The sequence below is a fragment of the Gordonia sp. Swx-4 genome, assembly GCF_030316175.1.
Lineage (GTDB): Bacteria > Actinomycetota > Actinomycetes > Mycobacteriales > Mycobacteriaceae > Gordonia > Gordonia alkanivorans.
Genome location: NZ_CP128197.1, coordinates 368,875 through 394,967, shown reverse-complemented (window position 1 = coordinate 394,967; position 26,093 = coordinate 368,875). Strand labels below are relative to the sequence as shown.

Genomic DNA, 26,093 nt, shown 5'->3' with positions numbered 1-26,093 from the left:
CGGAACGTTCGTGACCAGCGCTGTTGATCGCCCGATCGTAAGGCCGAGATGGTCCATGTGTCCTGCGTAGGCCGTTTCCCGCGCGAACTCGACCCGACCCGGTCCGCACCGCCGGGTATCGTCGTCGTGTGGTCGGAAGCGTCGACGAATCCGCGCGCGGGACAAAACGTTCCGACCACACCCCGCTCGACAACCCGGCCCGGGCCGCCCTGGCCGGCCCGCATGCGCGGTTCGCCGAAGGAGTCGGCACCGCCCTGCGATACCACCCCGACGTCTGCCCGATGGCTGCCCTCCCCGACGGCCCGACCGCCCAGGACTGGGCCGACGCCGCCCGTATGGTCGGACCGGGAAATTCGCTCTTCATCCCGGTCGTCGCCGACACCCCACCCGCCGACTGGCAGTCGAAGATGCATCTGCCCGGAGTCCAGATGATCGACGCCGGGGTGCCCGCGAGGCCCGACGACGCCGCGATCCGCCTGACCGCCGACGACGTCCCGCAGATGGCCGACCTGGTCAGCCGCACCCGTCCCGGGCCGTTCCGGAAACGGACCATCGAGATGGGCACCTACCTCGGGTTCCGACGCAACGGCCGGCTGATCGCGATGGGCGGCGAACGACTCACCCTCCCGGGATACACCGAGATCAGCGCAGTGTGCACCGACCCCGATCACCGTGGTGAGGGCCTCGCGTCGCGGCTGGTTCTCGCACTCGCGCAGGGCATTCGGGACCGGGGCGAAACCCCGATCCTGCACGCGGACGCGACCAACGTGAACGCCATCCGCCTCTACGAGCAGCTGGGATTCGAGGTCCGGAAGGAGGTCCTGTTCCAGGTGGTCACCACACCCTCGTAAGAGGTCCTACGATGCGTCACTCCGCTTGAGCGACTTCGCCAGCGGGGCGATCTCATCCAGGTAGATCGAGGCGAGGACCTCGGATTCGTCGGCCAGGTTGCGGACGCGGTCGCTCTCGGCGCGGTCCCACTCCGCGTCGACGACGTGCTCGAATTCGTCTATCGCACTGACCCTGTCGAGCCAGGCCTGCTTCTCCTGGCGCTGTTGGATGCGGGCGACGATCTGCTCGTAGCCGGCGAATGCCTCCAGACGTTCGACGAGGCCGTCCAGTCGCCCGGACAGCACCCGCGACTTCTCGGCGAAGGTGGCGATAACCTCGTCGTCGACGCCGAGGTGTCCCTCGGGTTTGTCGCCGAGGATGTCGAGCTGGTCGCGCAGTCCGGCGGCGGCGGTGGCGATGGAGGTGACCTCGCCGCCGAGGTCGACGCGGACCGCATGGCGGTCGAAGAAGTCCAGCTGCCAGGCCGGTTGACGGGCCACGCTGTCGGCGACCATCGCCGTCGTCCAGACGATCTGTCCGACGCGGTCGCCTCTGAGTTTGTCGAGGTCGCCGCCACCCCAGATGTCGAGAGCGAGGGAGACGTACTCGGATGTCTCGTTCACCTCGTCCTGCAGACGGCTCTGCACGGACTGGCACGACGCCCATCGGCGGGCCTGTGCCAGCCGCATGTCGTCGGCGAGCTCGGCGAGCGGGTCGGTCGAGTTCGACGCGACGGGGTCTGACACCGAGATCGGCGAATCACCGCGCCCAGCGCGCCGACGCGCGGAGTCGGCCTTCATCTCGCTGAACATCGCCGAGAAGGCACCGATGGCCATGGACATCAGCAGGACGAGCGCCACCGCGACCACCACCACGAAGACGGCCACCGCGACGAGCATCATGCTTCCAGTGAACCACTCCGCGCTGGTCCCGTCGCCGGTTCGAACTCAGGTCTGCGCACGCCGGGGATTGTCGGACCCGACCTCTAACGTCGGCGACACACATCAGCACCAGCCGGAGGCCGCACATGTCCCCCACCGTCACCCGGAACCAGTTGGAATTCGCTTTTCCCGATGTCCACCCCGACGCCCGACTGCACATCCGCGTGCATCGCACCCTCCGCGTTCCCGACGACGAGACCACCTACGGGCTGCCGCCCGGAATCGGCTCGTTTTCCCTGATCAATGCGGGCACCGTTGCCCACCGGCCTCGCACCTGGGCCGGCTCTGACGTACTCCTCCCCATGTGGCAGGCCGAGGCCGCCTGGTTCAGCTTCAACTCACCCGAGGACTACCCGTTTCTCGTCCGGATCGCGGTCGGCGGGATCAACGCGGTCACCGGCGACGACTTCTCCGACGCCGTCGACTTCCTGGGCGAGGACTACTTCGAGGTCCCCGAGCAGCCCTGGCTCGACGGCTTCCGGGTGGACGAGAAGACCGTCCGGCAGTTCGTCGCGATGCCACTCGGCGGCGGCTACACCGCTGCGGAACAGCTCAGCGGGGCCGACGACGGAAGAGTCCGCATCCAGGTCACCCCGCTTCGCTCGTCGACTTGGAACGAACGGGTCGCCGCACGACGCGTGGCGCTGCCTCTGCCCGCTCCCGACATGATGAAATTGTGCGCAGAGGCACCCGAAGCCACCGGCGCGATGGGCATGGGCGCAGGTGGATCGATCACGCAGACCATCGCGACGCCCGTCGAACCACGCACCAACTGGGACACCGACGCCACCGGCGCGGCCGTCCTGCGGATCATCAACAGCGCGGACTGGGAGGGACTGACCGGAACGGCTCCGCACCACGCGCCTCCCACCATCGAGGAGTATCTGCAGTACGGCTATCCGTGGTTCGAGTGGTACGACGACTCGCTCGCGCGGCGCGGCGGCTCGAAGCTCACCGACCTGAAGACAGTGAAGGAGATCGGTGACTCGAAGGGCGAATCGCCTCTCCCCGACAACCCGAGCTTCGATCCGCCCGCACCGCACATCGTCACGGCGTGATCACCCACCGACCCCGACCACCCGGCTTCGCCGCGGCCTTCTGAGCGTCGGCGACCCAGTCGAGCGGAAAGGTTCCCTCGACCCGGATCGGCAGGTCACCCACCGCGGCGAGTTCCAGCAGCCGCGCGAGGCGGTCGTCCGCGTGAGAGTCGACCACGTCGACCGTGATCCCACGTTCGGCGGCCGGGGCCCGACCGGGCATCACCCCGACCAACCGACCGCCGTTCTGCACCAGCGCGAGGGCGTCTTCCTGCATCGCGGCGGCATCGGCGACCGCGAACCAGCCGCCCAGCGGCCAGTCGAGGAAGTCCGCACCGAGACCCCGCACGAAGTCCTCGTCGGCCGGTCGGGCGAGCCCGGCCACGTCCCACCCTCGACGCCGGGCCAGAACCAGGAGGTATCCACCGACCACCCCGGCCGCACCGGTCACGAGTAGTCGGTCGCCGCCGGGCCCGGGCTCGCCGAGAAGGTCGAGGATCTGCTCTGCGGCAAGGGCATTGATGGCAACGGTCGCCGCGGCGACGAGGTCCAGCGATTCCGGCACGACTGCCACCGCGTCAGCCGGGACCACGACCTCGTCGGCGTAGGCGCCCGTCGAATGGTCGAAGCCGGGCAGGACCCCGGCGACCCGGGTACCCGGTGCGAGGTCGACGCCGACGCCGGACTCGAGGACCGTGCCCGCGAAGTCCATACCCAGCCCGACGGGCGTGTCGCCGCTGATCACCCCCACCGAGTGGAAGAACCCGGACGAGACCGCCAGGTCGACCGGATTGATCGACGCGGCAGCGACGGCGACGCGCACCTCACCGTCCGCGGGTTGCCGCACCGGGATGTCGACGATCTCGATCGAATCGGGTCCCGACGGCGTGGTCACGACGGCGGCGCGGAAAGTGTCTCGGTATGTGTTCATGACGTTCTCCTCCTTGTGTGTAGCCCTCCTATGAACCACCATGAGAGAGCAACTCTCTATTGGGAAGTAAGCACTTCGAAGTGCGTTACGCACCGGAACGAAAGGTGCCACCATGCCGACACAGACCGCGGCGGACAGACGGGCGGAAGCTCGCGCGCAGTACGACGCATTCCTCGCGCAGTGCCCCAGCCGCCAACTCCTCGACCGCATCTCCAACAAGTGGGTCGCGCTCATCCTCGCCGCGCTCGGAAGCGATGGTCCCGCGCCGGGCAACGACTGCCCGGGCGGCCCGCGGGCGATGCGCTACTCCCAACTCGCACAACGCCTGGCCGGCGTCAGCCAGAAGATGTTGACGCAGACGCTGCGGTCGATGGAACGCGATGGACTTCTCACCCGCACGGTGACTCCCACGGTTCCGGTCACCGTCACCTACGAACTCACCGACCTCGGGCTGTCCCTGCACGGCGTCATGGCGTCGATCAAGACCTGGGCCGAAGCCCACATGGACGAAGTGCACGCGTCCCGCGACAGATACGACACCGCGCACCAGTGACCCGGCCGCTCTGCCGCTCGCACGCCGCCGAGCCCGATCCGACCCCAAGCAATCGCTTGGTTTGTTACGTTCAGCGACGATGGGATTCCTGAAGCAGACCACGCCGGACATCGATTTTCCGACCTGGAGCCAGGGCACGCGGGCGGAGAAGATCCGACCGATGGCGCGACACTGGGCCGAGGTCGGATTCGGGACCCCGGTCGCCTTGCACCTGTTCTACGTCGGAAAGATCCTCGCCTACATCCTGATCGGCTGGGCGATCGTCATCTCGACACCCGGCATCGACGGCTTCTTCGCCGTCACCGACTGGTACAACGAGCCGATCGTCTTCCAGAAGGTCGTCCTCTACACGATGCTGTTCGAGGTCGTGGGCTTCGGCTGCGGGTTCGGTCCGTTGAACAACCGCTTCTTCCCGCCCTTCGGTTCGATCCTCTACTGGTTGCGCCCCAAGACGATCCGCCAGCCCCCGTGGCCGCGCATCCCCTTGACCACGGGCGACACCCGAACCCCGGTCGACGTCGCGCTCTACGGCGCGCTGATCGTCGTCGTGCTGATCGCGCTGTTCAGCCCCGGGTCCGGCGCCGTCCCCGCTCTCGACACGACCGTCGGAGTTCTGCCGGTGTGGCAGATCTGGACGATCCTCGCACTCCTCGCCGCGATCGGGCTCCGCGACAAGACGGTCTTCCTCGCAGCGCGCGGGGAGGTGTACGGCGCACTCACGGTGACCTTCCTGTTCAGCGGCGTCGACATGATCATCGGCGCCAAGCTCATGTTCCTGTGCATCTGGCTGGGTGCGGCGACATCGAAGCTGAACAAGCACTTCCCCTTCGTGATCGCGACGATGATGTCGAACAACCCGATCTGGCGGTCGCCGAAGATCAAACGCAAGTTCTTCGAGGACTTCCCCGACGACCTGCGCCCCGGACGACGGTCACGCTGGATCGCCCACTTCTCCACGGCAATCGAGGGACTCGTCCCCATCGTGCTGTTCTTCTCGCACGGCGGGTGGGTCGGCGGGATCGCCGCCGCGATCATGCTCGTCTTCCACTTCGGCATCCTGTCGTCGATCCCGATGGGGGTCCCGCTCGAGTGGAATGTCTTCATGATGTTCGGCATCCTGGCGATCTTCGTGGGACACCCGGGCATCGGCCTCACCGATCTCGAATCACCCTGGCCGATACTGTTGTTCGCAGTGTCGGCGACGACAGTCGTCGTCGGCAATCTGATGCCGCGCAAAGTGTCCTTCCTGCCGGGCATGCGGTACTACGCCGGCAACTGGGACACGGGGCTGTGGTGCATCAAACCGTCGGCGTCGGCGAAGATCGAAGCCGGTATCGTCGCCATCGCCTCGATGCCGGCCGCTCAGCTCGAACGCTTCTACGGCAGTCCCGAAGCCGCCCAGATCCCGCTGTACATGGGATATGCGTTCCGCGCCTTCAACAGTCACGGTCGGGCACTGTTCACATTGGCGCACAAGGCGATGACCCCCACCCCGGAGGAGCAATATGTCCTCACCGACGGTGAGCGGATCTGCAGCACCGCGATGGGCTGGAACTTCGGCGACGGCCACCTCTCGAACGAGCAGCTGATCGAATCACTGCAGCGGCGTTGCCACTTCGAGCCGGGTGAGGTCCGGATCGTCCTGCTCGACGCCCAGCCGATTCATCGCCAGACCCAGGAGTACCGCCTTGTCGATCCGGCCACCGGCATCTTCGAACGCGGGTACGTCCGGGTCGCCGATCTCGTCACCCGCCAACCCTGGGACGACGAGGTCCCGACGACGGTCACGTGGCGCGCCGACGGGACCCACACCGGCGTGCACAGCTAGGTCTGCGCACCTAAGTCGACGCCAGGTAGCTGTGGACGAAGGTGACCGCCATCGCCCCTTCGCCGACGGCGGATGCGACGCGCTTCACCGAGTTCCGGCGGACGGCGCCGGTTCTGGTGTCCTCGACACGAATCGACGTCAATCCCTGCGCTCCGCGGAGGCCGGCCACCCGGGTGTTCGTCCTGATCTCGACATTGGGCTGTCGGACGACCCGTTCCTCGAGATAGGCGGACAGCGTCGCTGACAAGGACGGCCCGCGGACCAGCATGGTGACGCGCTTGGCGTACGCCGACAAGTTCATCACCGCCTGGCCGGCGGAGTTGCCGCCGCCGACGACGAACACCTCGAGGTCGGAGCACGTCGGCGCCTCGCTGGTCGCCGCCCCGTAGAAGAGGCCGCAGCCCATGTAGCGGTCCTCGTCGGGGAGCCCGAGGCGCCGCCACTCCACGCCGGTCGTGCACACCGCAGTCCGTGAGACGACGGTCGTCCCGTCGTTCAGCGTCGTGTACACCCGGTCGTCGGCGAAGCGGGTCTGCATCCCGTCGCGCATGAGGAGGAGCTCAGCCCCTCCGACGCCGCGTAGACCGCTGCGGACAGCCCCGCCGGCCCGGCACCGTAGATCGCGACGTCGTATTCCTTCAGCTTGGGTTCTTGGACCCACCCGAGCCGGTCCGCGAGCTCGGCGACCGTCGGGGAGTGCAGCCGCGAACCGTCGCTCAGATCGACGATCGGGAGGTCTGTCTCGTCGAGCGGCACACCGAAGTGCTGTGTGCAGTCGACGTCGGTGTCGATCGGGATCCATTGGAAGTGGACGACGCTCCGGCTGAGGAGGTCGCGCAGCTCGAACGCACGCCGGCACTGGCTGCGACCGTAGACGCTGACGAGGTCGGTGGCGTGTGAGGTGAAGGCGGTGGACATGAGGGGCTCCGTGGTTCGTGAAGTGCGGTGGCGGGGAGGGTTTCGGGATTCAGCGGGCGTGCGCGTGGTTCAGCTGCCGGACCCAGTCGTCGGGCACGCGACCGTGTCTATCGATGTGTCGTTCATGGTGAGAGCCCCTCTCGCGCAGTGTCACCGCGGCGTCGGATTCGTCCTGGTGAGTCCTTGAATCGGTGACTACAACACTCGTCCGATGGGAACCAGATGTCGTCGATGCTGACCGCCAACCCGACCGGAGGCTGCCCGGTGACGGGATTACCGGTTAGCCGGTATCAGTGCTCCCCCGAACGAACGAGAACGGCGTGTCCGAGGTGCGGAGGCGCGGGTGTTGAGCCATGATCGGTGCACACGACGAGATCGCGGTCGAGCACCCGATCGTCGTTCGCGTCGGATCGGCGCCGGCTCCAGCGTGTGCAATCCAGTACGCATGTATCGTCAATTTTGTTGCTGTTCAACATTTTTCCGCCGCGTCGAGGTGCACAGCGCCCGGCCATCGGTCACACTGGGAGAACACAGTCCTTCGCCGAGAGGGGTCAGAAGTGACCAGAACCTTCGATGCATCCACCTGGGGAGCCCCGCTCAGCGCCGCCGGCGACGACATCCTCGCGGGCGAGGTCTCGTTGCGCGAGGAATCCCTGCGGCGCAAGGTCGCCTTCTACCTCGACGCCGACGGACTGCCGGTGAGCCAGTCCTCGTGCGAGCCGTCGGAGTGGTACTCGACGCTGGTGACCCGGATGACCTCGGTGGTCATCTCCCATGGACGCGCGGTCGTTTCCATCGATGCCGCGCTTCCCCTTCACTCGTCGATCCTCGATGTCGCGTTCCCCGGGTCCGGTTCGACGGGATCGATGCTCGACATCACCGTCGTCGATCTGTCCCGGCACCGCCGCACCCTTCATGCCGCGATCCCGTCGCACCTGGTGGTGACCGGCACCATCGCAGTCGCACTGTCTCCGGTCGCTGCGGCACGGAAGACCACCGCGCAGAGTCACCGGCCCGCGATCGGCTGACCTCGGCTGCTGCCGGACAGTCGCTCAGGTACCCGACTCGGCGGCGCGCGAGACGGCTGTCGTCCCAGCGGGCGTCGCCGGTGCGTCGGCGATCCCGGACAGCAGTTGAAGCGCGTGCCGCGAAGCGGACCGCGGCTCGGTCCGATAGACGAAGATCGTCTGCTCGGGATCGTCCCCCGGGGTCAGGGCCTGATAGGCAACCGTCAGGTCACCCACCAACGGGTGGTGATACCGCTTGGTGCCGACACTGCGTTCATGCACGCGGTTGCGTGCCCACAACTTGACGAACTCTGGGCTGTGGATCGACAGTTCACCCACCAGGGCACCGAGTTTCGGATCGTCGGGGTGCTTGCCCGCGTCCATGCGAAGCATGGCGGCGGTGTCTGCGGCGACGCCGCCCCAGTCGGCGTACAGGTCGCGTGCATGCGGGTCGAGAAAGACGAAGCGTGCCTGATTCCGTTGTGCTGCAGGCATGTTCTCGAAGTCGGCGACGAGCAGACCGGCAAGCCGGTTGTGTCCCAGCACATCCAGCCGACGTCCGAGCACGAACTCAGGTTGTAGCGCCGCGTCGAAGGTCACGAGCAGTTCCCGTGTCGACTCGTGAAGACGCTGTGGCCTGTCCGCACGTCGTCGGGCCGGTTCGCGGCGGGCGATCGTGTGCAGATGTGAGCGTTCGCTGTCGTCGAGCTGAAGGGCGTCGGCCAGGGCATCGAGCACTTCCAGGGACGCACTCTTGCTCCGCCCCTGCTCCAGTCGCGTGTAGTAGTCGACGCTCACCCCGGCGAGCATCGCCAGCTCCTCGCGTCGCAGACCGTTGACCCGGCGCCTCCCGGTGTCGGATATTCCGGCGGTCTCGGGCGTCAATCGGCCGCGGGCAGCGCGGAGGAAATCGGCGAGCGACGGTTCCAGCTGATCGGCCATGTCTCCATCCTGGGGATTCGGCCGACGTGCGTCAAAGGATGTGGGTGGCCCAGTTTGTCCCAGGAAGAACTCTCTCTTCACCGGTGCTCGCGGCATCGCAACCATGGATGTCATCGCCTCGACGGCGATTCACCACCATCCCAACGAAAGTGAGCACGAACATGTCTGTCTGGATGATCACCGGAGCCGGCCGCGGACTGGGCCTCGAGATGGCTCGGGCCGCACTGCAGGCCGGCGACCGAGTCGCGGTCTGCGCGCGCCGCACCGACTCCATCCCCGAGGACGTCCGAGCCGACGCCGATGTCCTACCGGTACCGCTCGACGTCACCGATCCCGACCAGGTCGCCACCGCCGTCGCCCTGACGGTAGAGCGGTTCGGAACCATCGACGTCCTGGTCAACAACGCCGGACGCGGTCTGCTCGGTGCGGTGGAGGAGGTCACCGACGCCGAGGCGCGGTCGGTGTTCGACGTCAACGTCTTCGGACTCCTCAACACCACTCGTGCGGTCGTGCCGCTGATGCGGGCCGCCGGTCGCGGCAAACTCGTGCACATCGGATCGCGCGGAGGCTTCGAGGGCGAGCCGGGCGTCGGACTCTATTCGGCCACCAAGTTCGCGGTCGCGGGCATCAGCGAATCCCTCGCCGGCGAGCTCGCGCCGTTCGGCATCCAGAGCACCGTCGTCGAACCCGGTGTGTTCCGCACCGACTTCCTCGACGCCAGTTCGCTACAACTCCCGGCGAATCAGATTGCGGCGTATGACGGCACCCCCGCTCACGCGACACTCGACTGGGCCGCGGAGACCAACCACTCGCAGCTCGGCGATCCGGTCAAGGGCGCCGCGTTCATCCACCGGATCGTGTCGTCGGACGGTCCACTGCCGCTGCATCTTCCCGTAGGCCAGGACGCGCTCGACCGGCGGGTGGCGATCACCGAACGCATCGAGAAGGAGATCGCGCCGCTGCGCGAGGCGTCCGCAGCCACCGCGTGTGACTGACGGTCAGCGGTCGAGCACCGTCGGGCCGAGGAACTCGCAGACCTTGAGGGCCAGGGCGAGGTCGAGGCGGTCGCGGTCGCGCGGCACCTCGGCCAGCGCCTTCCCGACGCGGTACTTCACCGTGTTGCGGTGCAGGTTCAGCCGTTCGGCGGTGTGGAGGTGACTTTCCTTCGTGGCGAAGTACACCGACAGCGTCTCGCGCAGCATCGCCGCGTTCGGGGTGTCCTCGGCGAGTCCGCCCAGCACCTCGTGGACCCAGGCACGTGTCGAATCCAGTTCGCGGGCAAGCAATGACACGACGGCGACACCCCGGTCGCCGAAGCCGACGACCTGTCCGGCCGAACTCCCCGGCGTCGTGGCGACCGAATAGGCGGCGCGGGCCTGCTCGTGTGTGCGCCGGAAACCACGCGCACCCGACGCCGGGAGGCCCCAGGCGACCCTGACCCCCGGCGGCACCGTTGCCTGCGCAACGCTGTCGTCATCGCCGCGAACCGCCAAGGGAATCCAGGCCCAGACGGTCGACCGGTCGATCGCGGTGACGATCGGGTCCCCTCCGCCACCGATCTGTACGGCCAGGTCTCGCGCCGCGCGGGTGAGCGCGCCCAGCTCGCGCGGATCGTCGTCGGCCGACCACACGATCAGCGCGAGATGCCGCCGTTCCAGGCGGTATCCGGTCTCGCTCTCGAAGTCGCGGTCGTCGGCGTCGAGGCTGTCGAGGAACGTGTGGATGGCGGCCGACTGCACGTTGCCCTCGACGCCGAGCCACCGGCGGCGCTCGTCCTCGTAGGCCTCGAACACGTAGAGCGTTATCCAGTCGATGTAGCCGAAGACGACATCTGAGATGTGCCGGATGAGCGCCATGGAGGCCTCGGCATCGAGGTCGAGTTCCTCGACCAGCCGGTAACAGCGGTGCATCATGCTGTTCTGTCCCATGTGGTACGCCCGGACGAGTGAGTTCGACGGCACGTCGCGCTGCGCCAGCCTGAGCGCATATTCCACTGCGGCAGTTGCCGGTTGGAGATGCTCGATGGGGATGTCGTTGGCCAGGACATGGATGATCGTCGACACGTTGCCGTGAACGCTGGCCGCGAGCAGTTCGATCAGCTTGGGGTCGGTGTCGAGTTGGTCGATGCCGCGGGTCATCATCGAGCTCAGCTCGGCGACGAGCTCGGACTCGCCCTCCCGCAACATCTTCGCGACCAGCGCGGCGTGTTCGAGCAGTTCGGAGCCGGCCGCGGCGGGCACCCCGGCCAGCCGGTCGCGGGCTGCGTCGCCCGCGGCCGTCGACATCGAGCGAAACGCACCCGAACCGGTCACCGGGCCGAACCCACCCGGGCGTGACGCAACGCCGACTCCGCGGCGTGGTACCCGCACAACCCGTGCACACCGGCTCCCGGCGGACTGGACTGAGAGCAGATGTACACGCCCGGGACGCCTGTCGAGTACGGATCGACCGCAAGGCGGGGACGCAGGACCATCTGCAGCCCGTTGTTGGCGCCGCCGATGATGTCACCGGCCGCGAAGTTGGCGTTGCCCTGGTGCAGAGCCTCGGTTCCCAGGCTCGTCGTGGCGACGATGCGGTCGCGGAAACCGGGGGCGAATCTCTCGATCTGCGCCACGATCTGTTCGGTGGCGTCGCCGTCGAAACCCCGCGGGACGTGGGCGTAGGCGTAGATCGGATTGATGTCACCCGCACTCCGACTGGGATCGGCGACGTACTGCTGACCGAGCAGGACGAAGGGCCGAGCCGGCATGACCCCCGCCGCGCGTTGCTTCTCCGTGTACGCGACCTCGTCGAAGTCGCCGCCGAGGTGCACGGTTCCGGCCCGAACACAGTCCGGATTGGTCCACGGGATGTCACCGTCGATGGCGAAATCGACTTTGAAGGCCGACGACCCGACGCGGTACCGCCGGTAGGAGCGACGGATTCGTGCGGGCATGGCGTCGCCGTAGATCGAAAGCACCTGCGCCGGAGACAGATCCAGCAGGACGAGGTCGGCGGTGGGGATGTCCGCACGGGAACTGACACGGACTCCGGTCTCGATCTTGCCGCCGGCGTCGAGCAGCGCCGCTGACACCGCCGCGATGATGGCGCCGGAACCGCCCTCGGCGACGGGCCATCCGTATCGATGCCCGCTCGCGGCGATCATCAGACCGAGAGAAGCCGTCAGCGGCCGGTCGAGGCGGGAGAACAGGTGCGCGGCGATCCCGCCGTAGAGCGCACGCGCCCGTCCGGTTCGGAACCACCGCGCGAGCACGGTCGCCGGCAGCACCGCACGAGGACCGAACGCCGCCAGACGGATCGGGTGTCCGGGGACGTTGACGATCGGCCGCAGCAGGTCCTCACCCAGGTCGTCGAAATGTTCGGCGAGGTCGCCGAACATGGACCGCCAGCGGACTCCGTCGTCGCCCAGACCGGCGGCGGTCTCGGCGATCGACTGGTACAGCAGCGCGGCGTCGCCGGAGTCCAGCGGGTGGGCGCAGTCGATCTCCGGCCACTTCCACACGAGCCCGTACTTCTCGAGTCCGACCTCGGCCCAGAACGGCGACCCCACCCCGAGCGGATGGAACGCCGAGCAGTGGTCGTGGATGACGCCCGGGACGGTCAGTTCGCCGGATCGTGCGCCACCCCCGACCGTGTCGGCGGCTTCCAGTACCTGCACCTGCACGCCGTTGCGGGCCAGGTGCAGGGCGGCGGCGAGCCCGTTGGGCCCGCCGCCGACCACGACAGCAGTGGTCACTGCTGCACCTGATCTGTCGCCTGCACGGGCGACGTGCCGCTGTCGTTGCGGCGCATCCGCGGTTCACGCACCACTTCAGGATCGGTGACCGCGCGACGAGCGTCAACGTCGAGAGTCCACTCGACGTCGAACGGGATCGGCCCGTTCGGGAGCCACGGCTGCTCGTTGATCGCGTCGACGACCCGGTAGGTGCCGGTCTCGATGACACCCAGCGCGGCGTCGATCACCTTGTAGGCCTGCGTGCCCTTGTGGATCGGCTGCGACTCGATCCACGCGACGGTGAACTCACCCGGCGCGAAGTTGCAGCGTCGCTGCAGGGCGGCGATCAGCTTCTCGTCGTGGAGGTGTCCGTCACCGAAGTTGAAGGCCACCAGTGAGTTACAGGAGAACTCGGCCTCGCGCAGGGTGTAGGTGTCGATGTCGGAGCCGAGATGGCGCATCATCAGCGAGTACAGCGCGCGGCCCTGGCTGTGCAGCGACCGCCACGCCAGCAGCTGGTGCATCACCACGTCGGCGACCTCCGGCGGGTACGACTCGAGCAGCTGCGTGCGGGTGTTCTTGGCCGGTCGCACAACATACTTGTCGAGCTTCTCCTCGGCGCCCGGCGCGAACGCCCAGGTCGCCGACGCCCAGTTGCCGGCGTACTGACGCATCGACGGCAGGAAGGAGACGAGGTCGGGCCGCAGGTTGCCCAGGATCGGGAAGAAGCAGAGCGCCGCGACGATCAACACCATGCCCCACGGGGTCGAGGTGTCGGTGAGGGCGTAGCCGTCCCAGGCCGGGAACCCGAGGAACAGGAACACCGACGCGTAGGCGAACAGCATGTTCCATTCGAGCGGAACGGCCAGCGGGAACGTCGACAGGATGAACAGGTGGAAGCACACCATGAGCACGACCGCGGCCACGGTGAGCGTCTTGTTGGTGGAGAAGAGCAGCACCAGGGGCGTGACGATCTCGACGATGGTGCCCAGCACGTGCCCGACGCCGCCGGCCAGCTTCGACGGCCGCGTGTCCTCGGGGAAGTTGCGGTAGTGCGCACGCTTGACCGTCTTGCTCGGCAACCACGGGGTGTTCGACAGCATCGGCGGGATCACCATCGAGAAGTGATGCCCCATCTTGGAGATTCCGGCACCGACCCAGACGGTCACGATCAGCAGCTTCAGCGCGAGGATCATGTCCACGAACGGCAGGATTCCGAAGAAGATGATCGCGGGCAGGTACTGCTCGGATCGTCCCGCGAGGAAGATGACCTTGTCCCGCAGACCCATGACGACGAGCAGAGCGATCAGCGGGTACATCAGCGTCGGGTTCACCAGGCCCTGGTTGTCGGCCATCGCGGCGTCCAGCGAGTCCGACGTGACACCCGGAAGAGCGATCGCGACAACGAGATTCGTGAGGATCAGGGCGTACACCGCGACGTCGAAGGGGGTGCGGGAGTCGCCCTTGGTGAAGGGCACCTTGCCGGGCCACGGTGGGAGCCGGATCGTCTTGGGGCGCAACCAGTACAGGATGCCTCCGGTCATCGGCTTGAAGTGGCCGGCCAGCGGACCCCACGAGCCGCCGATGCCGAGGATCTCCACCAGCACCGTCCACAGGATCGCCTTCTGGTAGACGATGGGTTGGTTCCACCACTCGGTGACGTGGAGCGGGTTGAGTCCGGACGTCAGGGTCGCGAGCGTGATCCCCACGCCGACGTAGAAGACGAAGACCTTCACCAGATAGATGATGTGCACCATCTTCGGTGTGCCGAATCCGTAATCGGCCCAATGGGCGCCGAGTGTGCGGATTCGGTCGAAGAACGGTCTCTGGAGGAATGTCTCCGGGTCCACTTGGGGGAAATCGGGTTGGGTGAGTCCCATTGCTGTGCACTCCTTTTCCGGTGGAATATCACCGGATTCGGGCGTCGCGGGGGTCCGTGGCGCGTGGGGTGTCGACTCGGCAGCCGGGACGGCTGCGAGGTGGTGGATCGTGTGGGGTCGTCAGATGGGCGCGGGGCTGCGCAACTCGTTGCGCAGGGTCGGCTTGTCGATCTTGCCGACGGGGTTGCGCGGCAAAGCGTCGATGACGTGGATCACGCTGGGCTGCTTGACCTTCGCGAGTCGGTCGGCGATGTGGTCGGCGAGTTCCTCGACCGACGGGTTCCGCTCCGGGTAGGCGACCACGAAAGCGACCGGCAGCTCGCCGTAGAGCTCGTCGGGGGCGCCGACGACGGCGCATTCGAGGACGTCGGGGTGGGTGGCGAGCGCGTTCTCGATCTCCTTCGGGTAGATGTTCTCGCCGCCACGGATGATCATGTCCTTGATCCGGTCGACGAGGGTCAGGTAGCCGTCGGAGTCGAGACGGCCGACGTCACCGGTGTGCAGCCGGCCGTCGACGATGGTCGAGGCGGTGGCATCGGGACGATTCAGGTAGCCGCGCATCACGTTCGGTCCGCTGATGACGACCTCGCCGATCTCACCGGTCGGCACCTCGGCGCCCGTGGCGTCGACGACGGCGATGTGCTGGCCGGGCAGCGCAGGCCCGACCGTGCCGAGTTTGCGCACACCGTCGACCGGGTTGCAGGCCGACGCACACGTCCCCTCGGTCAGGCCGTAGCCCTCGACGATCGGGATGCCGAAGGCCTGCTCGACCCGGTCGAGCAGTTCCTTGGAGATCGGGGCCGCCCCGCAGACCGCGAATCGCAGTGAAGCGACCGCGTCCGGGGTCAGACCGGGCTGCGAGACGAGGAGCGCGTAGATGGTCGGGACTGCGGAGAAGTACGTCGGCTTCAGTCGCTCGACGTCGTCGAAGAATCGGCTCGGCGAGAACTTGCCGGTGATGCTCAACTGCCCGCCGACCAGCATCGGCGCCAGGAAGCTCACGCAGATGGCGTTGACGTGGAACAGCGGCAGCACGAGTAGTGCGTGGTCCCGATCGGTGAGCGAGAAGTGCTGGGCCATCGCCGAACCCATGTGGTGCAGGTTTCCGTGGCAGAGGCGCACGCCTTTGGGACGGCCGGTCGAGCCGGATGTGTAGATGAGCAGTGCGTCGTCGTCGAAGCTCGGCGTGGCCGGGGCGCGCCAGCGCTGGGGCGGCGACGTGGCGAGGTCGTCGACGGGGAGGAAGTCACGATCGGGATCGGTGCCACCCGCGGTGAGCCCGACGACGAGGCGTGCGCCCGAGTCCGCGAGCTGGTACTCGGCCTCATCGGGCGTGAAGGCGGGATTGACCGGCGTAGCGACCGCGCCCAGCCGCCAGGCGGCCATCAGCGTGATCAGCAGTTCGACGCGGTTCGGCAGGAAGGTCGCCACCACATCGCCCCGGCCGACACCTCGACCGGCGAACTGCTCGGCCGCGGCGTCGACGCGCTCGGCGAAGCCCACGTAGTCGAGTGCGGTCGCGTCGTCGCGAACACACGGTGCGTCGCCACGCTCGGTCAGGTCCCAGGCGAAGTAGGAACTGGTCACGGGTAGGCCTCCAAGGCAGATCACGTTTGTCCTCCGGTATGTGATTCAGAACACTAAGCAACCGCAAAGTGATCTGAAACGGCCCGGGAGGCCAGACTTGGCAGAGGCGTTTGTCCTCGGAGCACAAAAGCCTCTGCCGGGATCGCGACGCAGCATCCCCGCTGCCGACGTGGGCGTCAGCCGTCCACGTCGGCGAGGAAGTCGGCGACCGCTGTCGCGAGCCGATCCGGGGCCTCGAGCGCGACGTGGTGGCCCACCTCGTCGAACTCCACCGCGGACAGCGGCCCGCCGGAGATCTGCGCGAGCGTCTGGACGGTGAACGCCCCTCCGGAGGATCCGACCGCGAGCATCGGCACGGCCAGCGGCACGGCAGCCCTGGCCCGGAACTCCTCCCCTTCGGCGAGCATGGACCGGTACAGACCCGCTGCCCCGCGCCAACCGCCGTCTCGGGCGAAAACCCGGACGAACTCGTCGAGATCCTCCTCGCCAACCGCCCCCTCGACAGTGGTCATCGTCGGAAAAGCCCACTCGCCGAGCACTTCCCGCTCGCGGCCGGCGATGAGCAGGTCGGGTATCCCCGGCGCGGCCAACGCACCGATGTGCCACGAACCACCCTGGGTGACATCCCCGAATCCCTCGAGTCCGAATCCGGCCAGCCCCATCTCCACGCCGACAAGGCTCCGCACGAGTTCGGGATGCCCCGAGACGAACCGATAGACCGCACCGCCCGAGATATCCTGCGCGAGAACATGTACGGGGCCGGCCGCGAGGTGTCTCACGAACTGGTGGATGTCCTCGGCGGCCATGGAACTGGTGAAGTCGTCGCCGGCGACAGCCGAATCGCCGAAACCGCGGAGGTCGAGGGCGAACACCCGATGGGTCCCCGCCAACAGCGGGATCAGCTTGTGGAACGCCCACCACGACTCGGGGAACCCGTGGACCAGGACGATCGGCGAGCCCTCCCGCCCCGCCGAAACGTAGTGCAGCACCGTTCCGTTCACCGCTGCATCGTGATGCTCGACGCCGGGGATCGTGGCCCGGACCGGGATCTGCGTGCCCATGATCATGATCGACTCCTTAGATTGACAACTAGGTTGTCAACATACGGTAGGAGTATGACAACTAGGTTGTCAACATCTCGAGGCGCGCAGTAATCTCCCGGCGTGGACGTTTCTCATGGCGCACAGTTCGCCCGCATGCTGGTCGAGACCTTCGACGCGATGACGCGCGAGGTCACCGAGAAACTGACCGAGGCCGGGCATGCGGGCCTCACGGTTTCCAATGAGCTCGCCATGGAGGCCATCGAGGAGGGGGCGGGCAACGCCGCTTCCCTCGCCCGGCACCTCGGCGTCTCCCGCCAGGCGGCCGCCAAGACCATCAGCACGCTCGAGGGACTGGGCTACGTGGAACGAGCGGCAGACACCGACGATGCGCGCCGCAAGAGTCTGCAGATCACCGCGCACGGTCGCGAGGCGATCGCGATCGGGAGTGCTGCGTTCGAGCAGATCCGTGTCCGATGGGAGGCGGCTGTCGGCGCGCACCGGGCCGCCGAGACCGAAGACGCCCTGCGAGCACTTCGGGACGACGTCGCCGGCAACTTAACGGCTCCCGGAGAAGCGAAATGACCCCCTACCTGAATCGATAGGGGGTCATTCCTGGCGGTGGCGGAGGGATTTGAACCCTCGGTACGGGGTTACCGCACACAGCATTTCGAGTGCTGCACCTTCGGCCGCTCGGACACGCCACCGCGAAAGACTGTACCGCAGCAGGGCGTTGAGTCTTAAATCAGCTGGTCAGAGCCATAAAACCGGGTGCAGCGGACAATCAGTGGCCGGTGAGCTTGTCCTTGACGTCGTCGATCTTGCCCTTGACGGCGTCGGCGGCCTCGGTGATCTTCTGCTTGCCCTGGGCGTGGGCCTGATCGCCCTTGCCCTCGTTCTTCAGACTCTGATCGTCGGTGAGGCTGCCGGCGGCTTCCTTGCCACGGCCCTTCAACTCTTCGGCCTTGTTCTTGGCGTCGTCAGTGGTTCCCATGAAGCCTCCTCGGTGAGGTTCGGCGCGGCCTGGTGCCGGCCGAGGTGGAAGAACTCGGCGACCTCACGCGCCGGTGGCTCGACGCGGGCGTCGCTCGAAGGAGCTGACTCCTGGTTCCCACCGTGCCACAGACATTCCCCGGCCTGCAGAACCGCAGGTCAGAGGATGATCAGCGGTTGTTGAACTTCTGGGCGACCTCGGTGATCTTGTCTTTGGCCGTGGTCACGGCCTCCTGGACCTTCTCGTTTTCGGCGAGTTCGCTCAGCTTGTCCTTGGCGGTGCCGAGCGCATCCTGGACCTGCTTGCTCTCGACGAACTCGTCGATCTTGTCGCGGGCGGTGCCCAGTGCTTCCTGCACCTTGCCGCTCTCGGCCAGTTCGTTGATCTTGGACTTGGCGGTGTCGAAGGCTGCGGTGACCTTGTCGGCCGGGTCGGACATGGCTTCTCCTCGAGGATCTGGTCGGTACCAGTCCAATCTGCCAGAGCAGCACAGCGCCGACCATCGGTCGCGACCCTGAGATCCCACCGATCTTTTTGTCGCCGGCCCCTGACAGCCGCCCTCAGCGCTCGCGCTTCGTCGCGAAGAAGTCGACCATCAGCGCCCGGCACTCGTCCTCGAGTACCCCGCCCTTCACCTGGGGGCGGTGGGTGAGTCGCGGGTCCCGCACGACGTCCCACAGGGACCCGACCGCCCCGGTCTTGGGCTCCCATGCCCCGAACACGAGTGCGTCGACGCGCGAGAGCGTGATGGCACCGGCGCACATCGTGCACGGTTCGACGGTCACCGCGATCGTGCAGCCGGGGAGTCGCCAGCCGTCACCGAACGCCTGGGCGGCGGCGCGCAGGGCGAGAACCTCGGCATGAGCGGTCGGGTCACCGTCTGCTTCCCGGCGGTTGGCCGCGCGCGCGAGTTCGACGCCCTCGGGGTCGAAGACCACGGCACCGATCGGGACGTCGTCGGTACCCGACAAGGATGCGGCGTCGAGCGCCGCGCGGACCATGTTCTCCCAGGCGGGGGCGCTCATCAGGAGCCGGTCAGTGTCCGAGCGAGTCGAGAACCTTGCCCAGTTCGTCGGCGAAGCCGAGTCGGGCGGCGATCATGCCGAGCTGTTCGTCGGCGTAGAGGTCGGTGTCGCCGACGATGATGCTCATGACCGCGTCGGGCAGGCCCAGGTCGGCGAGGACCGCCAGGTCTCCCTCTTCCCACGGGTCGACGGTGTCGAGCTCGTCCGGGTCGATGTCGGGGACGTCGAGGTTCAAGGCGTCGAGGACATCGGCCGCGACGTCGTAGTCGATCGCCGCAGTGGCGTCGGAGAGCAGTAGACGAGCACCCGTCGGCGCGGGACGAATGACGATGAAGAACTCGTCGTCGACGTCGAGCAGTCCGAAGACCGCACCGGCGGAACGGAGCTCGCGGAGTTGCCTCTCGGCGTCCTCGAGATCGGAGAGCGCCGACGGCTTGAGCGCAGAGACCTTCCATCCGCTCTCGTCACGGACCACCGCGACGGCGAAACCGTCGATGTCGTCGTCCACGTCCTGCGCGTTCGACCCCGACTTCCCAAATCCGGCACCGGCCATGGGAGAAACCGTAGCCGCTATCACCGGCAGTCCCAAGTCCCGGGACGAGCAGCGATCAAGGTATGGGAACGTTGTCGGCGTGACTGCTGACTCGTCGTCCTCGCGTTCTGTGCCCACGACGCCGGTGTGCGTGCTGGGTCTGGGTCTGATCGGCGGCTCGCTGCTGCGCGTCCTGCACGACGCCGGCCACGAGACGTTCGGCTACAACCGCTCGTCGGCGACCGTCGAGGCAGCGACCGCCGACGGGTACCAGGCGTCGACAGATCTCGTCGCCACCCTGCGCCGGGCGGCCGAGACGGGTGCCGTCGTGGTGCTGGCGACGCCGGTCACGACCATCGAGCCGATCCTCTCGGCCATCGCCGAACATGCGCCCGGCGCGTTGCTGACCGACGTGATCAGCGTCAAGCAGGAAGTGGAGAAGGTGATCGCGCGGGCGCATCCCGGTGCGCGGTACGTCGGCGGCCATCCGATGGCCGGGACGAGCCGGTCGGGCTGGTCGGCAACCGATCCGACGCTGTTCCAGGGGGCGATGTGGGCGGTCACCACGACCGATCACACCGACGCCGACGACTGGCTGGCCGTCGCGTCGATCGCCCGGCTGGCGGGTTCGCGGGTCGTGCCGGTGGCGCCCGACGCCCATGACCGTGCCGTTGCCGCGATCTCGCACATGCCGCATCTGACGGCGGCCGCGACCGCGGCTGTGGGTGCCGGCGAGAGCGACCTGGCTCTGCGTCTGGCGGCCGGCAGTTTCCGCGACGGCACCCGGGTAGCCGGTACCGCGCCCGCGCTGCAGCGGGCGATGATCGAGGCCAACGGCATCGCCGTCCTGAATGTGCTCAGCGAGACCATCGACCGGCTGATCGCCGCGCGCGACGAGCTGCGCGACCACGGGACCGCGGAGATCCTGGTCGACGACGGGCATCGCGCACGCGTCGCATACGAGCGACTGCACGATGGCGAGCCGGAGCCGATCAGCGGGGTGACCATCGGTGAGCCGGGCTGGCAGGAGGAACTCCGCCGCCAGGCGCACCAGGGCAGGGTCTGGGTGGGTTAGCTAGCTGTACTGCCCAGGGACGTTGGTCAAGCGGCTGAAGGGAACGTTCCGGCCGATGGCGGAGTGTTGCCGGTGGTGATTGTAGGTGTGCAACCATCCTGGCAACGCTGCGCGTCGGGCTTGTTCGGACCGGTAGTGCCGGGCGAAAGCCCATTCGGCGGCCATGGTCCGGTGGAACCGTTCGATCTTGCCGTTGGTTTGCGGCCGGTAGGGGCGTGTGTACTTCGCCGTGACTCCGAGCTCGGTGCAGGTGCGCTTCCACAACGCTGAGCGGTAGCAGCCACCGTTGTCGGACAAGACTCGTTCGACAGTGACGCCGCGGGCCGCGAACCAGCCCACGGCTCGCTGAAGGACTCCGGCTGCGGTGACAGCGGTTTCGTCGTCATGGATCTCGGCATAGGCGACGCGAGAGTGATCGTCGATGACGGTGTGCACGAAGGCATGTCCGAGTAGTTCGTTGTGGTGCTTGCTCCGGCGGGTTCCCGGCGTGGCCTGCCGATTCTTGCGTCCTTTGGCGCGTCCGACGAACCGCCAGCCGCCACCGACGGGGATGTTGCCGAGTTTCTTGACGTCGACGTGGATCATCGAGCCCGGATGAGGGTGCTCGTAGCGGCGGATCACTTCCCCAGTGCGGATGTCGATGTGGGAGAGCCGGTTGAGCCGGCATCGGACCAGCACCGCGTGCACGGTCGAGGCCGGCATCGACAGTCGGGAGCCGATCGCCTGGGGTGAGAGGCGCTGACGCCACCGCAGGGCCACGATCTTGCGTTTGATCGGCTCGGGGGTGCGGTTCGGACTGCGATGAGGACGACTCGAGCGGTCGTACATGCCCTCTGGGCCCATCTCGACATAGCGAGTGGCCCAGCGTTTGGCGGTCGGCCACGAAACGTTGAAGTGTTCGGCTGCCCTGACGATGGGCCAGCCGTCATCGACGATGCGACGGGCCAGCAGTAGTCGGCCCTTGGGGGTCAAAGGTGCGTTAGCGTGAACCACGAAGGTCTCCCGGTTGTGAAGTGTGTGTCGTAGCAGCTCCACTTCACGACGGGAGACCTTCGCTGTTCAACGACCCACTACCGCGTGTCGTCGCAATCCCTCAACCAACCTGCCTGGGCAGTACAGCTAGACCCGTCGGGCGAGTCCCGGGTAGTCGGTGACGAACCCGTTGTCATCGAGCGTGAGGGTCGTGGTGGCCAGTGGCGACACGAGGTCGATGCCCTTCGCGGTGGCGGTGTAGGACATCGTGGCCGCCTTGACCTCGCCGCTCGGCAGGTACATGTACACGACCGGGACGTCGACGGCCCCGTCTGCCTCAGTCAATGCCTTGCGGCGCAGCGGAAGCGCGTTGAACATCGGCGAGAGGGCGAGGTCGACGTCTTCGGCACCGTCGAAGTCCGACCGGATGATCTCGCCGTCGGGGCGCCGGATGAGCCAGGTGCCCTCGTTGTCGCGGGTGATGCCGAACTGGGTCTCCCCCGCCTCGCAGATGAGGTGCACAGTGAGGCGTTTGGTGACGCCGGACTCCGTGGTCTGCAATTCGTACGACGCCGAGAAGGCCTCATGGTCGTCGGTCTTGGCGGCGATGATCCGGCCGTAGGCCTTCATGCGCGCGCCGGAGACGACCAGGCGCACCTGTTCGAGTCGATCGGTGTCCTCACCACGCCACGTCAGCACTGTCTTGAACTCGTCCGTGGTGGCGGAGGACTGCCCGCTCTCGGGGGCTGTCTGCGGGGAACTCACACGTCTACGGTAGCGAGCCGACGGACCGATCACACATCGGACGTGCTGGTCACTCCACCAAGTGGACGACCGTGGAGACGCCGGTCAGGCGATACAGGAGGCGGTGCGTCGGGCCGACGACGCCGTCACGGTGTCCTCCACGACCACCTCGCCGTCGACGGTGATCGAGCACTTGGCGCCGCTCCCCGTCCCGGCGATCACGAGCAGACGCAACGGATTGTCGCTGCCGGTGAACTCGACACTCCACGGATTCGACGGCGCGAACTCCGACCGCAGGCCCATCGAGTCGACGTAGAGGATGGTCGCCTGGCCGTCGATGGCGACCTCGTAGGTCACCGGCTTGTCCTGCGGGTTGACGCGCTCATCGGGTCCGCCGGGCGCCGACCGGCCGGGACCGTCGGGGGTCAGCCGCGGCGGCTCGAACGTGCGGGGAAGCGGGACCGTGTCGATCGTGGTGGGCGGGTCGGCGAGCGGCGGCTCGGTGGGCTCGTTCCGGAATATGCCGCTGAACCCGACGATCGCCACCGCCACCAGCACGACGAGTCCGAGACAGACGATGAGCGACGTCGTGGACACCTTCGGGATGCGGGACTCGTCGTCCGCCCCGGCTGTCGACTCGGCGGCGGCCCGAGCCTCTTCGCGTTCGGCCTGCTCGGCGATCCGGAGTTCGGTGTTCGTCGGCTGGCCAGGCGTGAACAGGGCGGTGCCGTCCGGGGCGTAGCCGAGCGGCGGGTACAGCTGCGGCGACGCGGATGTCTGCGTATACGGATCGTTGCCGTGATCCCGCGGGTCGCGGGCGTCGCGGTTCGGCCCGCCGTACGGCTGTCCCATCGTCGGCCTCCGGTCGAAGTGTCGTCTGTCTTCGACCTTACGGCGGGTCGCGATGGTAGTGACCCCGCGCGGTCCGGAAATACAGGTCGCTTGGGGTTCGATCCGACGCGGATCCGGTTGACCAAATGAAATCGGCTGCTTCTCGAAATGACTTCCCACGCGCGGACAGCCGGCCTCTGGGGGTCGAGGCGTCCTCGACCGATGCCGGCGCTGCCGCCCCTACCCCCAGTATCTGGGGGCGGCAGCCCCCTGACAGGCCCCGCCGAAATAGTTCACCGAGTGAACTGATGCCACCTTCACACAACTGGAAACAGCGTGCAACAGATGGGCGCCGGCGCGTCGTCATCCGTGACCCGCTCGGTGTCCGAAAGTTTTTCCCTCTTCACCATAAGCGCTGGACGGGGCCTTGCCGCAAGACCCCCCACCGGGTGCAGAATCGCCTTCCCACCTGCCGGAAGTCCCACCCGCATCGCACCATCGGAGCCGCCTTGTCCGTGCCGTCCGCCCCGCTCGCCCCTGAACCCAGCACTGTCTTCGACCTGCCGCCCAGGCTGTCCGTCAAGGCTGACCCCGCTCTCATCGCCGACGACGAGCGACACTTCGCCTCGATCGCCACGAGCCTCGCCGAGAGCATCGCCGACGCGAACTCCCGGATCGCGGCGCTTCGCCGATCCGATGGCGGCGGCGGACGTCGAGCCCTGGATCGGGATCTGGAGATTCACGAGACCCTGTCCCGCGTGCGGGCTCTGAAACGCTTCGACCTCGAGGCTTGCCTGGGGCGCATCGTCGGCGCCGACGGTGAGGTGCTCTACATCGGCCGGCTCGGTCTCACCGATGCCGCCGGCCAAACCCTTCTCGTCGACTGGCGTACACCCGTGGCGGCACCTTTCTTCGCCGCGACCCTGCGTGATCCCGCAGGACTGGTCAGTCGACGCCGCTACCGCTGGACGCAAGGGCGGATCACCGACTACTGGGATGAGGTCTTCGTCGACGACCCGGCTGCTCTTGATCGTCACGCAGCTCTCGACGACCAGTCGGCGTTCATCGCCGACCTGGGCGCCGTCCGTTCGCCGCGGATGCGGGACGTGCTGGGCACTATCGCCGCCGATCAGGACGCGATCATCCGTGCCGGCTCCCACGGCGCGCTGGTCGTCGACGGCGGCCCCGGGACGGGCAAGACGGTGGTGGCCCTCCATCGGGCGGCCTATCTCGTCTACGCCGACCCTCGACTCGCCGGTAACCGCGGAGGGCTCCTCATCGTCGGTCCGCATCGCCCGTACCTCGCCTACGTCGCCGATGTGCTGCCGAGCCTCGGCGAGGAGAGCGTGCAGACGTGCACGCTCTCCGATCTCGTCGTCGAAGGGGATTCGGCGACAACGGAATCCGACGATCGCGTGGCACGACTGAAGTCGTCGGCGCGGATGGTCGGGGCTGTCGAGCCGGCGGTGGAGTTCTACGAGCAACCACCGACGACGCCGCTTGTCGTCGAAACGCCCTGGGCCGAAGTCACTCTCACTGCATCGGATTGGACCGAGGCGTTCGATGTGCCCGAGCCCGGCACGCCGCACAACGACGGCCGGGACGAGGTGTGGGAGGAACTCGTCTCGATCATCGCCTCGAAGCACGACGACGATGTTCCCTTCGGCGCACTGCGGCGTGCGCTCGCCACCGACCACGAGCTCACGTCGGCGTTCAATCGCGCGTGGCCGGTTCTGCAACCGGCGGACATCGTCGGCGATCTGTGGTCGGTGCCCGCCTATCTGCGCCGGTGTGCGCCGTGGCTGACACCTGACGAGGTGCGTGCCCTACAGCGCGACATCCCCGACGCCTGGACCGACGCCGACCTCCCGCTGCTCGACGCTGCGCGACGCAGGGTCGGGGACCCCGAAGCCGCCCTGCGCAGACGCCACCGTCGGGCGACCGTCGCGGCCGAGCGCGATCGCATGAACCAGGTGGTCGACGACCTGATCGCAGCCGGGGTGCACGACGACGGCGAGGGCCTCATGACCATGCTCCGCGGAGAGGATCTGCGCAACGCGCTCGACGACGGCGTCGTGGCCGACACCGGCACCGCGGACCCGCTGGCCGGACCATTCGCGCACATCGTCGTCGACGAGGCGCAGGAGCTGACCGACGCGCAGTGGCAGATGCTCCTCGACCGCTGCCCGTCGAAGAGCTTCACGGTGGTCGGCGACCGTGCACAAGCCCGTCACGGATTCACCGAGTCGTGGTCGGAGAGGTTGCGGCGGGTCGGGTTCGGCGACGTCGCCCTGGCGGGGCTGACCATCAACTACCGCACGCCCGAGGAGATCATGGGCGCCGCGGAACCGGTCATCCGCGCCACGCTGCCCGACGCCAACGTCCCGACCTCGGTACGCCGCACCGGCTTGCCCGTCCGTTACGGACGACGATCCGAGCTCGCGGGGGTCGTCGACGAATGGTTGTCCGCGCATGACGAAGGACTGGTCTGCGTCATCGGCGACCCGGGCTTCGCCGAGAACGAGCGGGTCCGGTCGTTGACCCCGACCTTCGCCAAGGGGCTCGAGTTCGATCTCGTGGTGCTCGTCGATCCGGAGTCGTTCGGTGACGGGATCGAAGGCGCCGTGGATCGGTATGTGGCGATGACGCGGGCGACGAACGAATTGGTGGTGCTCACCACAGACACGTAGATCACGTTCGTCGCAGACGA

At 67.4% G+C, this 26,093-nt stretch carries 26 protein-coding genes and 1 tRNA gene; 9 read left to right on the top strand and 18 right to left on the bottom strand.

The window, feature by feature from the left end; all coding sequences use genetic code 11:
• Positions 1-128 precede the first annotated feature (128 nt).
• A complete protein-coding gene (locus tag PWF70_RS01725; protein ID WP_035754358.1) occupies positions 129-851 on the top strand; it encodes a GNAT family N-acetyltransferase in 723 nt (240 codons plus the stop codon).
• A 6-nt stretch (positions 852-857) separates the two neighbouring features.
• Here the strand turns inward: PWF70_RS01725 and PWF70_RS01720 are convergent, their stop codons facing one another.
• The gene (locus tag PWF70_RS01720) at positions 858-1,733 is read right to left on the bottom strand and encodes a hypothetical protein (protein ID WP_006358912.1); all 876 of its coding nucleotides are present in this window, start codon (positions 1,731-1,733) and stop codon (positions 858-860) included.
• 125 nt (positions 1,734-1,858) lie between these two features.
• Between PWF70_RS01720 and PWF70_RS01715 the strand changes: the two genes are divergently transcribed.
• Positions 1,859-2,830, top strand: coding sequence for a hypothetical protein (locus PWF70_RS01715; protein ID WP_042377078.1), 972 nt, complete (start codon positions 1,859-1,861; stop codon positions 2,828-2,830).
• Here the strand turns inward: PWF70_RS01715 and PWF70_RS01710 are convergent.
• The gene (locus PWF70_RS01710; RefSeq protein ID WP_006358910.1) at positions 2,820-3,740 is read right to left on the bottom strand and encodes an NADP-dependent oxidoreductase; all 921 of its coding nucleotides are present in this window, start codon (positions 3,738-3,740) and stop codon (positions 2,820-2,822) included. The genes PWF70_RS01715 and PWF70_RS01710 overlap by 11 nt on opposite strands.
• Positions 3,741-3,852: 112 nt before the next feature.
• On the opposite strand from PWF70_RS01710, the gene PWF70_RS01705 reads away from it, so the two are divergent.
• On the top strand, positions 3,853-4,293 hold the full coding sequence (locus tag PWF70_RS01705; protein ID WP_006358909.1) for a winged helix-turn-helix transcriptional regulator: 441 nt from the start codon (positions 3,853-3,855) through the stop codon (positions 4,291-4,293).
• Between the two features lie 79 nt (positions 4,294-4,372).
• Positions 4,373-6,121 (top strand): DUF3556 domain-containing protein, encoded by a 1,749-nt coding sequence (locus tag PWF70_RS01700; RefSeq protein WP_042377077.1) that lies wholly within the window; start codon positions 4,373-4,375, stop codon positions 6,119-6,121.
• 10 nt (positions 6,122-6,131) lie between these two features.
• Here PWF70_RS01700 and PWF70_RS01695 read toward each other — a convergent pair whose 3' ends face one another.
• Positions 6,132-6,671, bottom strand: a complete 540-nt coding sequence (locus PWF70_RS01695) for an NAD(P)/FAD-dependent oxidoreductase (RefSeq protein WP_231380955.1) — start codon at positions 6,669-6,671, stop codon at positions 6,132-6,134.
• A complete protein-coding gene (locus PWF70_RS01690) occupies positions 6,617-7,039 on the bottom strand; it encodes an FAD/NAD(P)-binding oxidoreductase (protein ID WP_231380953.1) in 423 nt (140 codons plus the stop codon). Before PWF70_RS01690 ends, PWF70_RS01695 begins: the two co-directional genes overlap by 55 nt.
• Before the next feature lie 557 nt (positions 7,040-7,596).
• On the opposite strand from PWF70_RS01690, the gene PWF70_RS01685 reads away from it, so the two are divergent.
• Positions 7,597-8,067: a hypothetical protein gene (locus PWF70_RS01685; protein ID WP_042377076.1), complete on the top strand. Its 471-nt coding sequence runs from the start codon at positions 7,597-7,599 to the stop codon at positions 8,065-8,067.
• A 24-nt stretch (positions 8,068-8,091) separates the two neighbouring features.
• Here PWF70_RS01685 and PWF70_RS01680 read toward each other — a convergent pair whose 3' ends face one another.
• Complete coding sequence (locus tag PWF70_RS01680; protein WP_042377074.1) at positions 8,092-8,988, bottom strand: helix-turn-helix transcriptional regulator; 897 nt, start codon at positions 8,986-8,988, stop codon at positions 8,092-8,094.
• A gap of 161 nt (positions 8,989-9,149) precedes the next feature.
• Here PWF70_RS01680 and PWF70_RS01675 point away from each other — a divergent pair, with 161 nt between their 5' ends.
• Positions 9,150-9,983: an SDR family oxidoreductase gene (locus PWF70_RS01675; RefSeq protein WP_006358904.1), complete on the top strand. Its 834-nt coding sequence runs from the start codon at positions 9,150-9,152 to the stop codon at positions 9,981-9,983.
• Between the two features lie 3 nt (positions 9,984-9,986).
• On the opposite strand, the gene PWF70_RS01670 is transcribed toward PWF70_RS01675, so the two are convergent.
• The 5 genes from PWF70_RS01670 to PWF70_RS01650 all read right to left on the bottom strand — a co-directional run bounded on the left by PWF70_RS01670 (position 9,987) and on the right by PWF70_RS01650 (position 17,237).
• A complete protein-coding gene (locus PWF70_RS01670) occupies positions 9,987-11,273 on the bottom strand; it encodes a PucR family transcriptional regulator (RefSeq protein WP_035754475.1) in 1,287 nt (428 codons plus the stop codon).
• A gap of 23 nt (positions 11,274-11,296) precedes the next feature.
• Complete coding sequence (locus PWF70_RS01665; RefSeq protein WP_035754348.1) at positions 11,297-12,724, bottom strand: phytoene desaturase family protein; 1,428 nt, start codon at positions 12,722-12,724, stop codon at positions 11,297-11,299.
• On the bottom strand, positions 12,721-14,583 hold the full coding sequence (locus tag PWF70_RS01660) for a DUF3556 domain-containing protein (RefSeq protein ID WP_286352818.1): 1,863 nt from the start codon (positions 14,581-14,583) through the stop codon (positions 12,721-12,723). The genes PWF70_RS01665 and PWF70_RS01660 overlap by 4 nt, the downstream gene beginning before the upstream one ends.
• Positions 14,584-14,703: 120 nt before the next feature.
• Positions 14,704-16,170 carry a class I adenylate-forming enzyme family protein gene (locus tag PWF70_RS01655; protein ID WP_006358900.1) on the bottom strand — a complete coding sequence of 489 codons (1,467 nt, stop codon included), beginning with the start codon at positions 16,168-16,170 and terminating at the stop codon, positions 14,704-14,706.
• Positions 16,171-16,346: 176 nt separating this feature from the next.
• On the bottom strand, positions 16,347-17,237 hold the full coding sequence (locus tag PWF70_RS01650; RefSeq protein ID WP_006358899.1) for an alpha/beta fold hydrolase: 891 nt from the start codon (positions 17,235-17,237) through the stop codon (positions 16,347-16,349).
• 96 nt (positions 17,238-17,333) lie between these two features.
• Between PWF70_RS01650 and PWF70_RS01645 the strand changes: the two genes are divergently transcribed.
• The gene (locus PWF70_RS01645) at positions 17,334-17,795 is read left to right on the top strand and encodes a MarR family winged helix-turn-helix transcriptional regulator (RefSeq protein ID WP_127961910.1); all 462 of its coding nucleotides are present in this window, start codon (positions 17,334-17,336) and stop codon (positions 17,793-17,795) included.
• A 31-nt stretch (positions 17,796-17,826) separates the two neighbouring features.
• Here PWF70_RS01645 and PWF70_RS01640 read toward each other — a convergent pair.
• The 5 genes from PWF70_RS01640 to PWF70_RS01620 all read right to left on the bottom strand — a co-directional run bounded on the left by PWF70_RS01640 (position 17,827) and on the right by PWF70_RS01620 (position 19,782).
• Positions 17,827-17,917, bottom strand: a tRNA-Ser gene (locus tag PWF70_RS01640).
• 77 nt (positions 17,918-17,994) lie between these two features.
• Complete coding sequence (locus PWF70_RS01635; protein WP_006358717.1) at positions 17,995-18,204, bottom strand: CsbD family protein; 210 nt, start codon at positions 18,202-18,204, stop codon at positions 17,995-17,997.
• A 169-nt stretch (positions 18,205-18,373) separates the two neighbouring features.
• Entirely contained in the window at positions 18,374-18,643 is a 270-nt protein-coding gene (locus tag PWF70_RS01630; protein ID WP_006358718.1) for a hypothetical protein, read from the bottom strand.
• Between the two features lie 121 nt (positions 18,644-18,764).
• A complete protein-coding gene (locus tag PWF70_RS01625; RefSeq protein WP_006358719.1) occupies positions 18,765-19,229 on the bottom strand; it encodes a nucleoside deaminase in 465 nt (154 codons plus the stop codon).
• A gap of 10 nt (positions 19,230-19,239) precedes the next feature.
• The gene (locus PWF70_RS01620) at positions 19,240-19,782 is read right to left on the bottom strand and encodes a tRNA adenosine deaminase-associated protein (protein WP_006358720.1); all 543 of its coding nucleotides are present in this window, start codon (positions 19,780-19,782) and stop codon (positions 19,240-19,242) included.
• A gap of 79 nt (positions 19,783-19,861) precedes the next feature.
• On the opposite strand from PWF70_RS01620, the gene PWF70_RS01615 reads away from it, so the two are divergent.
• Complete coding sequence (locus tag PWF70_RS01615) at positions 19,862-20,836, top strand: prephenate dehydrogenase (RefSeq protein ID WP_035754337.1); 975 nt, start codon at positions 19,862-19,864, stop codon at positions 20,834-20,836.
• On the opposite strand, the gene PWF70_RS01610 is transcribed toward PWF70_RS01615, so the two are convergent.
• The 3 genes from PWF70_RS01610 to PWF70_RS01600 all read right to left on the bottom strand — a co-directional run bounded on the left by PWF70_RS01610 (position 20,837) and on the right by PWF70_RS01600 (position 23,404).
• Positions 20,837-21,829, bottom strand: coding sequence for an IS481 family transposase (locus tag PWF70_RS01610; protein ID WP_035754036.1), 993 nt, complete (start codon positions 21,827-21,829; stop codon positions 20,837-20,839). It abuts the gene before it with no gap.
• Between the two features lie 126 nt (positions 21,830-21,955).
• Positions 21,956-22,606, bottom strand: coding sequence for a putative glycolipid-binding domain-containing protein (locus PWF70_RS01605; protein ID WP_035754335.1), 651 nt, complete (start codon positions 22,604-22,606; stop codon positions 21,956-21,958).
• 51 nt (positions 22,607-22,657) lie between these two features.
• Complete coding sequence (locus PWF70_RS01600) at positions 22,658-23,404, bottom strand: hypothetical protein (RefSeq protein ID WP_035754333.1); 747 nt, start codon at positions 23,402-23,404, stop codon at positions 22,658-22,660.
• Between the two features lie 488 nt (positions 23,405-23,892).
• On the opposite strand from PWF70_RS01600, the gene helR reads away from it, so the two are divergent.
• Positions 23,893-26,073 (top strand): RNA polymerase recycling motor ATPase HelR, encoded by a 2,181-nt coding sequence (gene helR / locus PWF70_RS01595; protein ID WP_081724859.1) that lies wholly within the window; start codon positions 23,893-23,895, stop codon positions 26,071-26,073.
• Positions 26,074-26,093 lie beyond the last annotated feature (20 nt).

Coding starts and splice junctions, on each gene's coding strand:
- PWF70_RS01715 (WP_042377078.1), top strand. CDS start 1,859: ATGTCCCCCACCGTCACCCGGAACCAGTTGGAATTCGCTTTTCCCGAT.
- PWF70_RS01680 (WP_042377074.1), bottom strand. CDS start 8,988: ATGGCCGATCAGCTGGAACCGTCGCTCGCCGATTTCCTCCGCGCTGCC.
- PWF70_RS01650 (WP_006358899.1), bottom strand. CDS start 17,237: ATGATCATGGGCACGCAGATCCCGGTCCGGGCCACGATCCCCGGCGTC.
- PWF70_RS01700 (WP_042377077.1), top strand. CDS start 4,373: ATGGGATTCCTGAAGCAGACCACGCCGGACATCGATTTTCCGACCTGG.
- PWF70_RS01620 (WP_006358720.1), bottom strand. CDS start 19,782: ATGGCCGGTGCCGGATTTGGGAAGTCGGGGTCGAACGCGCAGGACGTG.
- PWF70_RS01690 (WP_231380953.1), bottom strand. CDS start 7,039: ATGTCCACCGCCTTCACCTCACACGCCACCGACCTCGTCAGCGTCTAC.
- PWF70_RS01670 (WP_035754475.1), bottom strand. CDS start 11,273: ATGTCGACGGCCGCGGGCGACGCAGCCCGCGACCGGCTGGCCGGGGTG.
- PWF70_RS01630 (WP_006358718.1), bottom strand. CDS start 18,643: ATGTCCGACCCGGCCGACAAGGTCACCGCAGCCTTCGACACCGCCAAG.
- PWF70_RS01695 (WP_231380955.1), bottom strand. CDS start 6,671: ATGCGCGACGGGATGCAGACCCGCTTCGCCGACGACCGGGTGTACACG.
- PWF70_RS01625 (WP_006358719.1), bottom strand. CDS start 19,229: ATGAGCGCCCCCGCCTGGGAGAACATGGTCCGCGCGGCGCTCGACGCC.
- PWF70_RS01635 (WP_006358717.1), bottom strand. CDS start 18,204: ATGGGAACCACTGACGACGCCAAGAACAAGGCCGAAGAGTTGAAGGGC.
- PWF70_RS01710 (WP_006358910.1), bottom strand. CDS start 3,740: ATGAACACATACCGAGACACTTTCCGCGCCGCCGTCGTGACCACGCCG.
- PWF70_RS01705 (WP_006358909.1), top strand. CDS start 3,853: ATGCCGACACAGACCGCGGCGGACAGACGGGCGGAAGCTCGCGCGCAG.
- PWF70_RS01660 (WP_286352818.1), bottom strand. CDS start 14,583: ATGGGACTCACCCAACCCGATTTCCCCCAAGTGGACCCGGAGACATTC.
- PWF70_RS01675 (WP_006358904.1), top strand. CDS start 9,150: ATGTCTGTCTGGATGATCACCGGAGCCGGCCGCGGACTGGGCCTCGAG.
- PWF70_RS01720 (WP_006358912.1), bottom strand. CDS start 1,733: ATGATGCTCGTCGCGGTGGCCGTCTTCGTGGTGGTGGTCGCGGTGGCG.
- PWF70_RS01600 (WP_035754333.1), bottom strand. CDS start 23,404: ATGGGACAGCCGTACGGCGGGCCGAACCGCGACGCCCGCGACCCGCGG.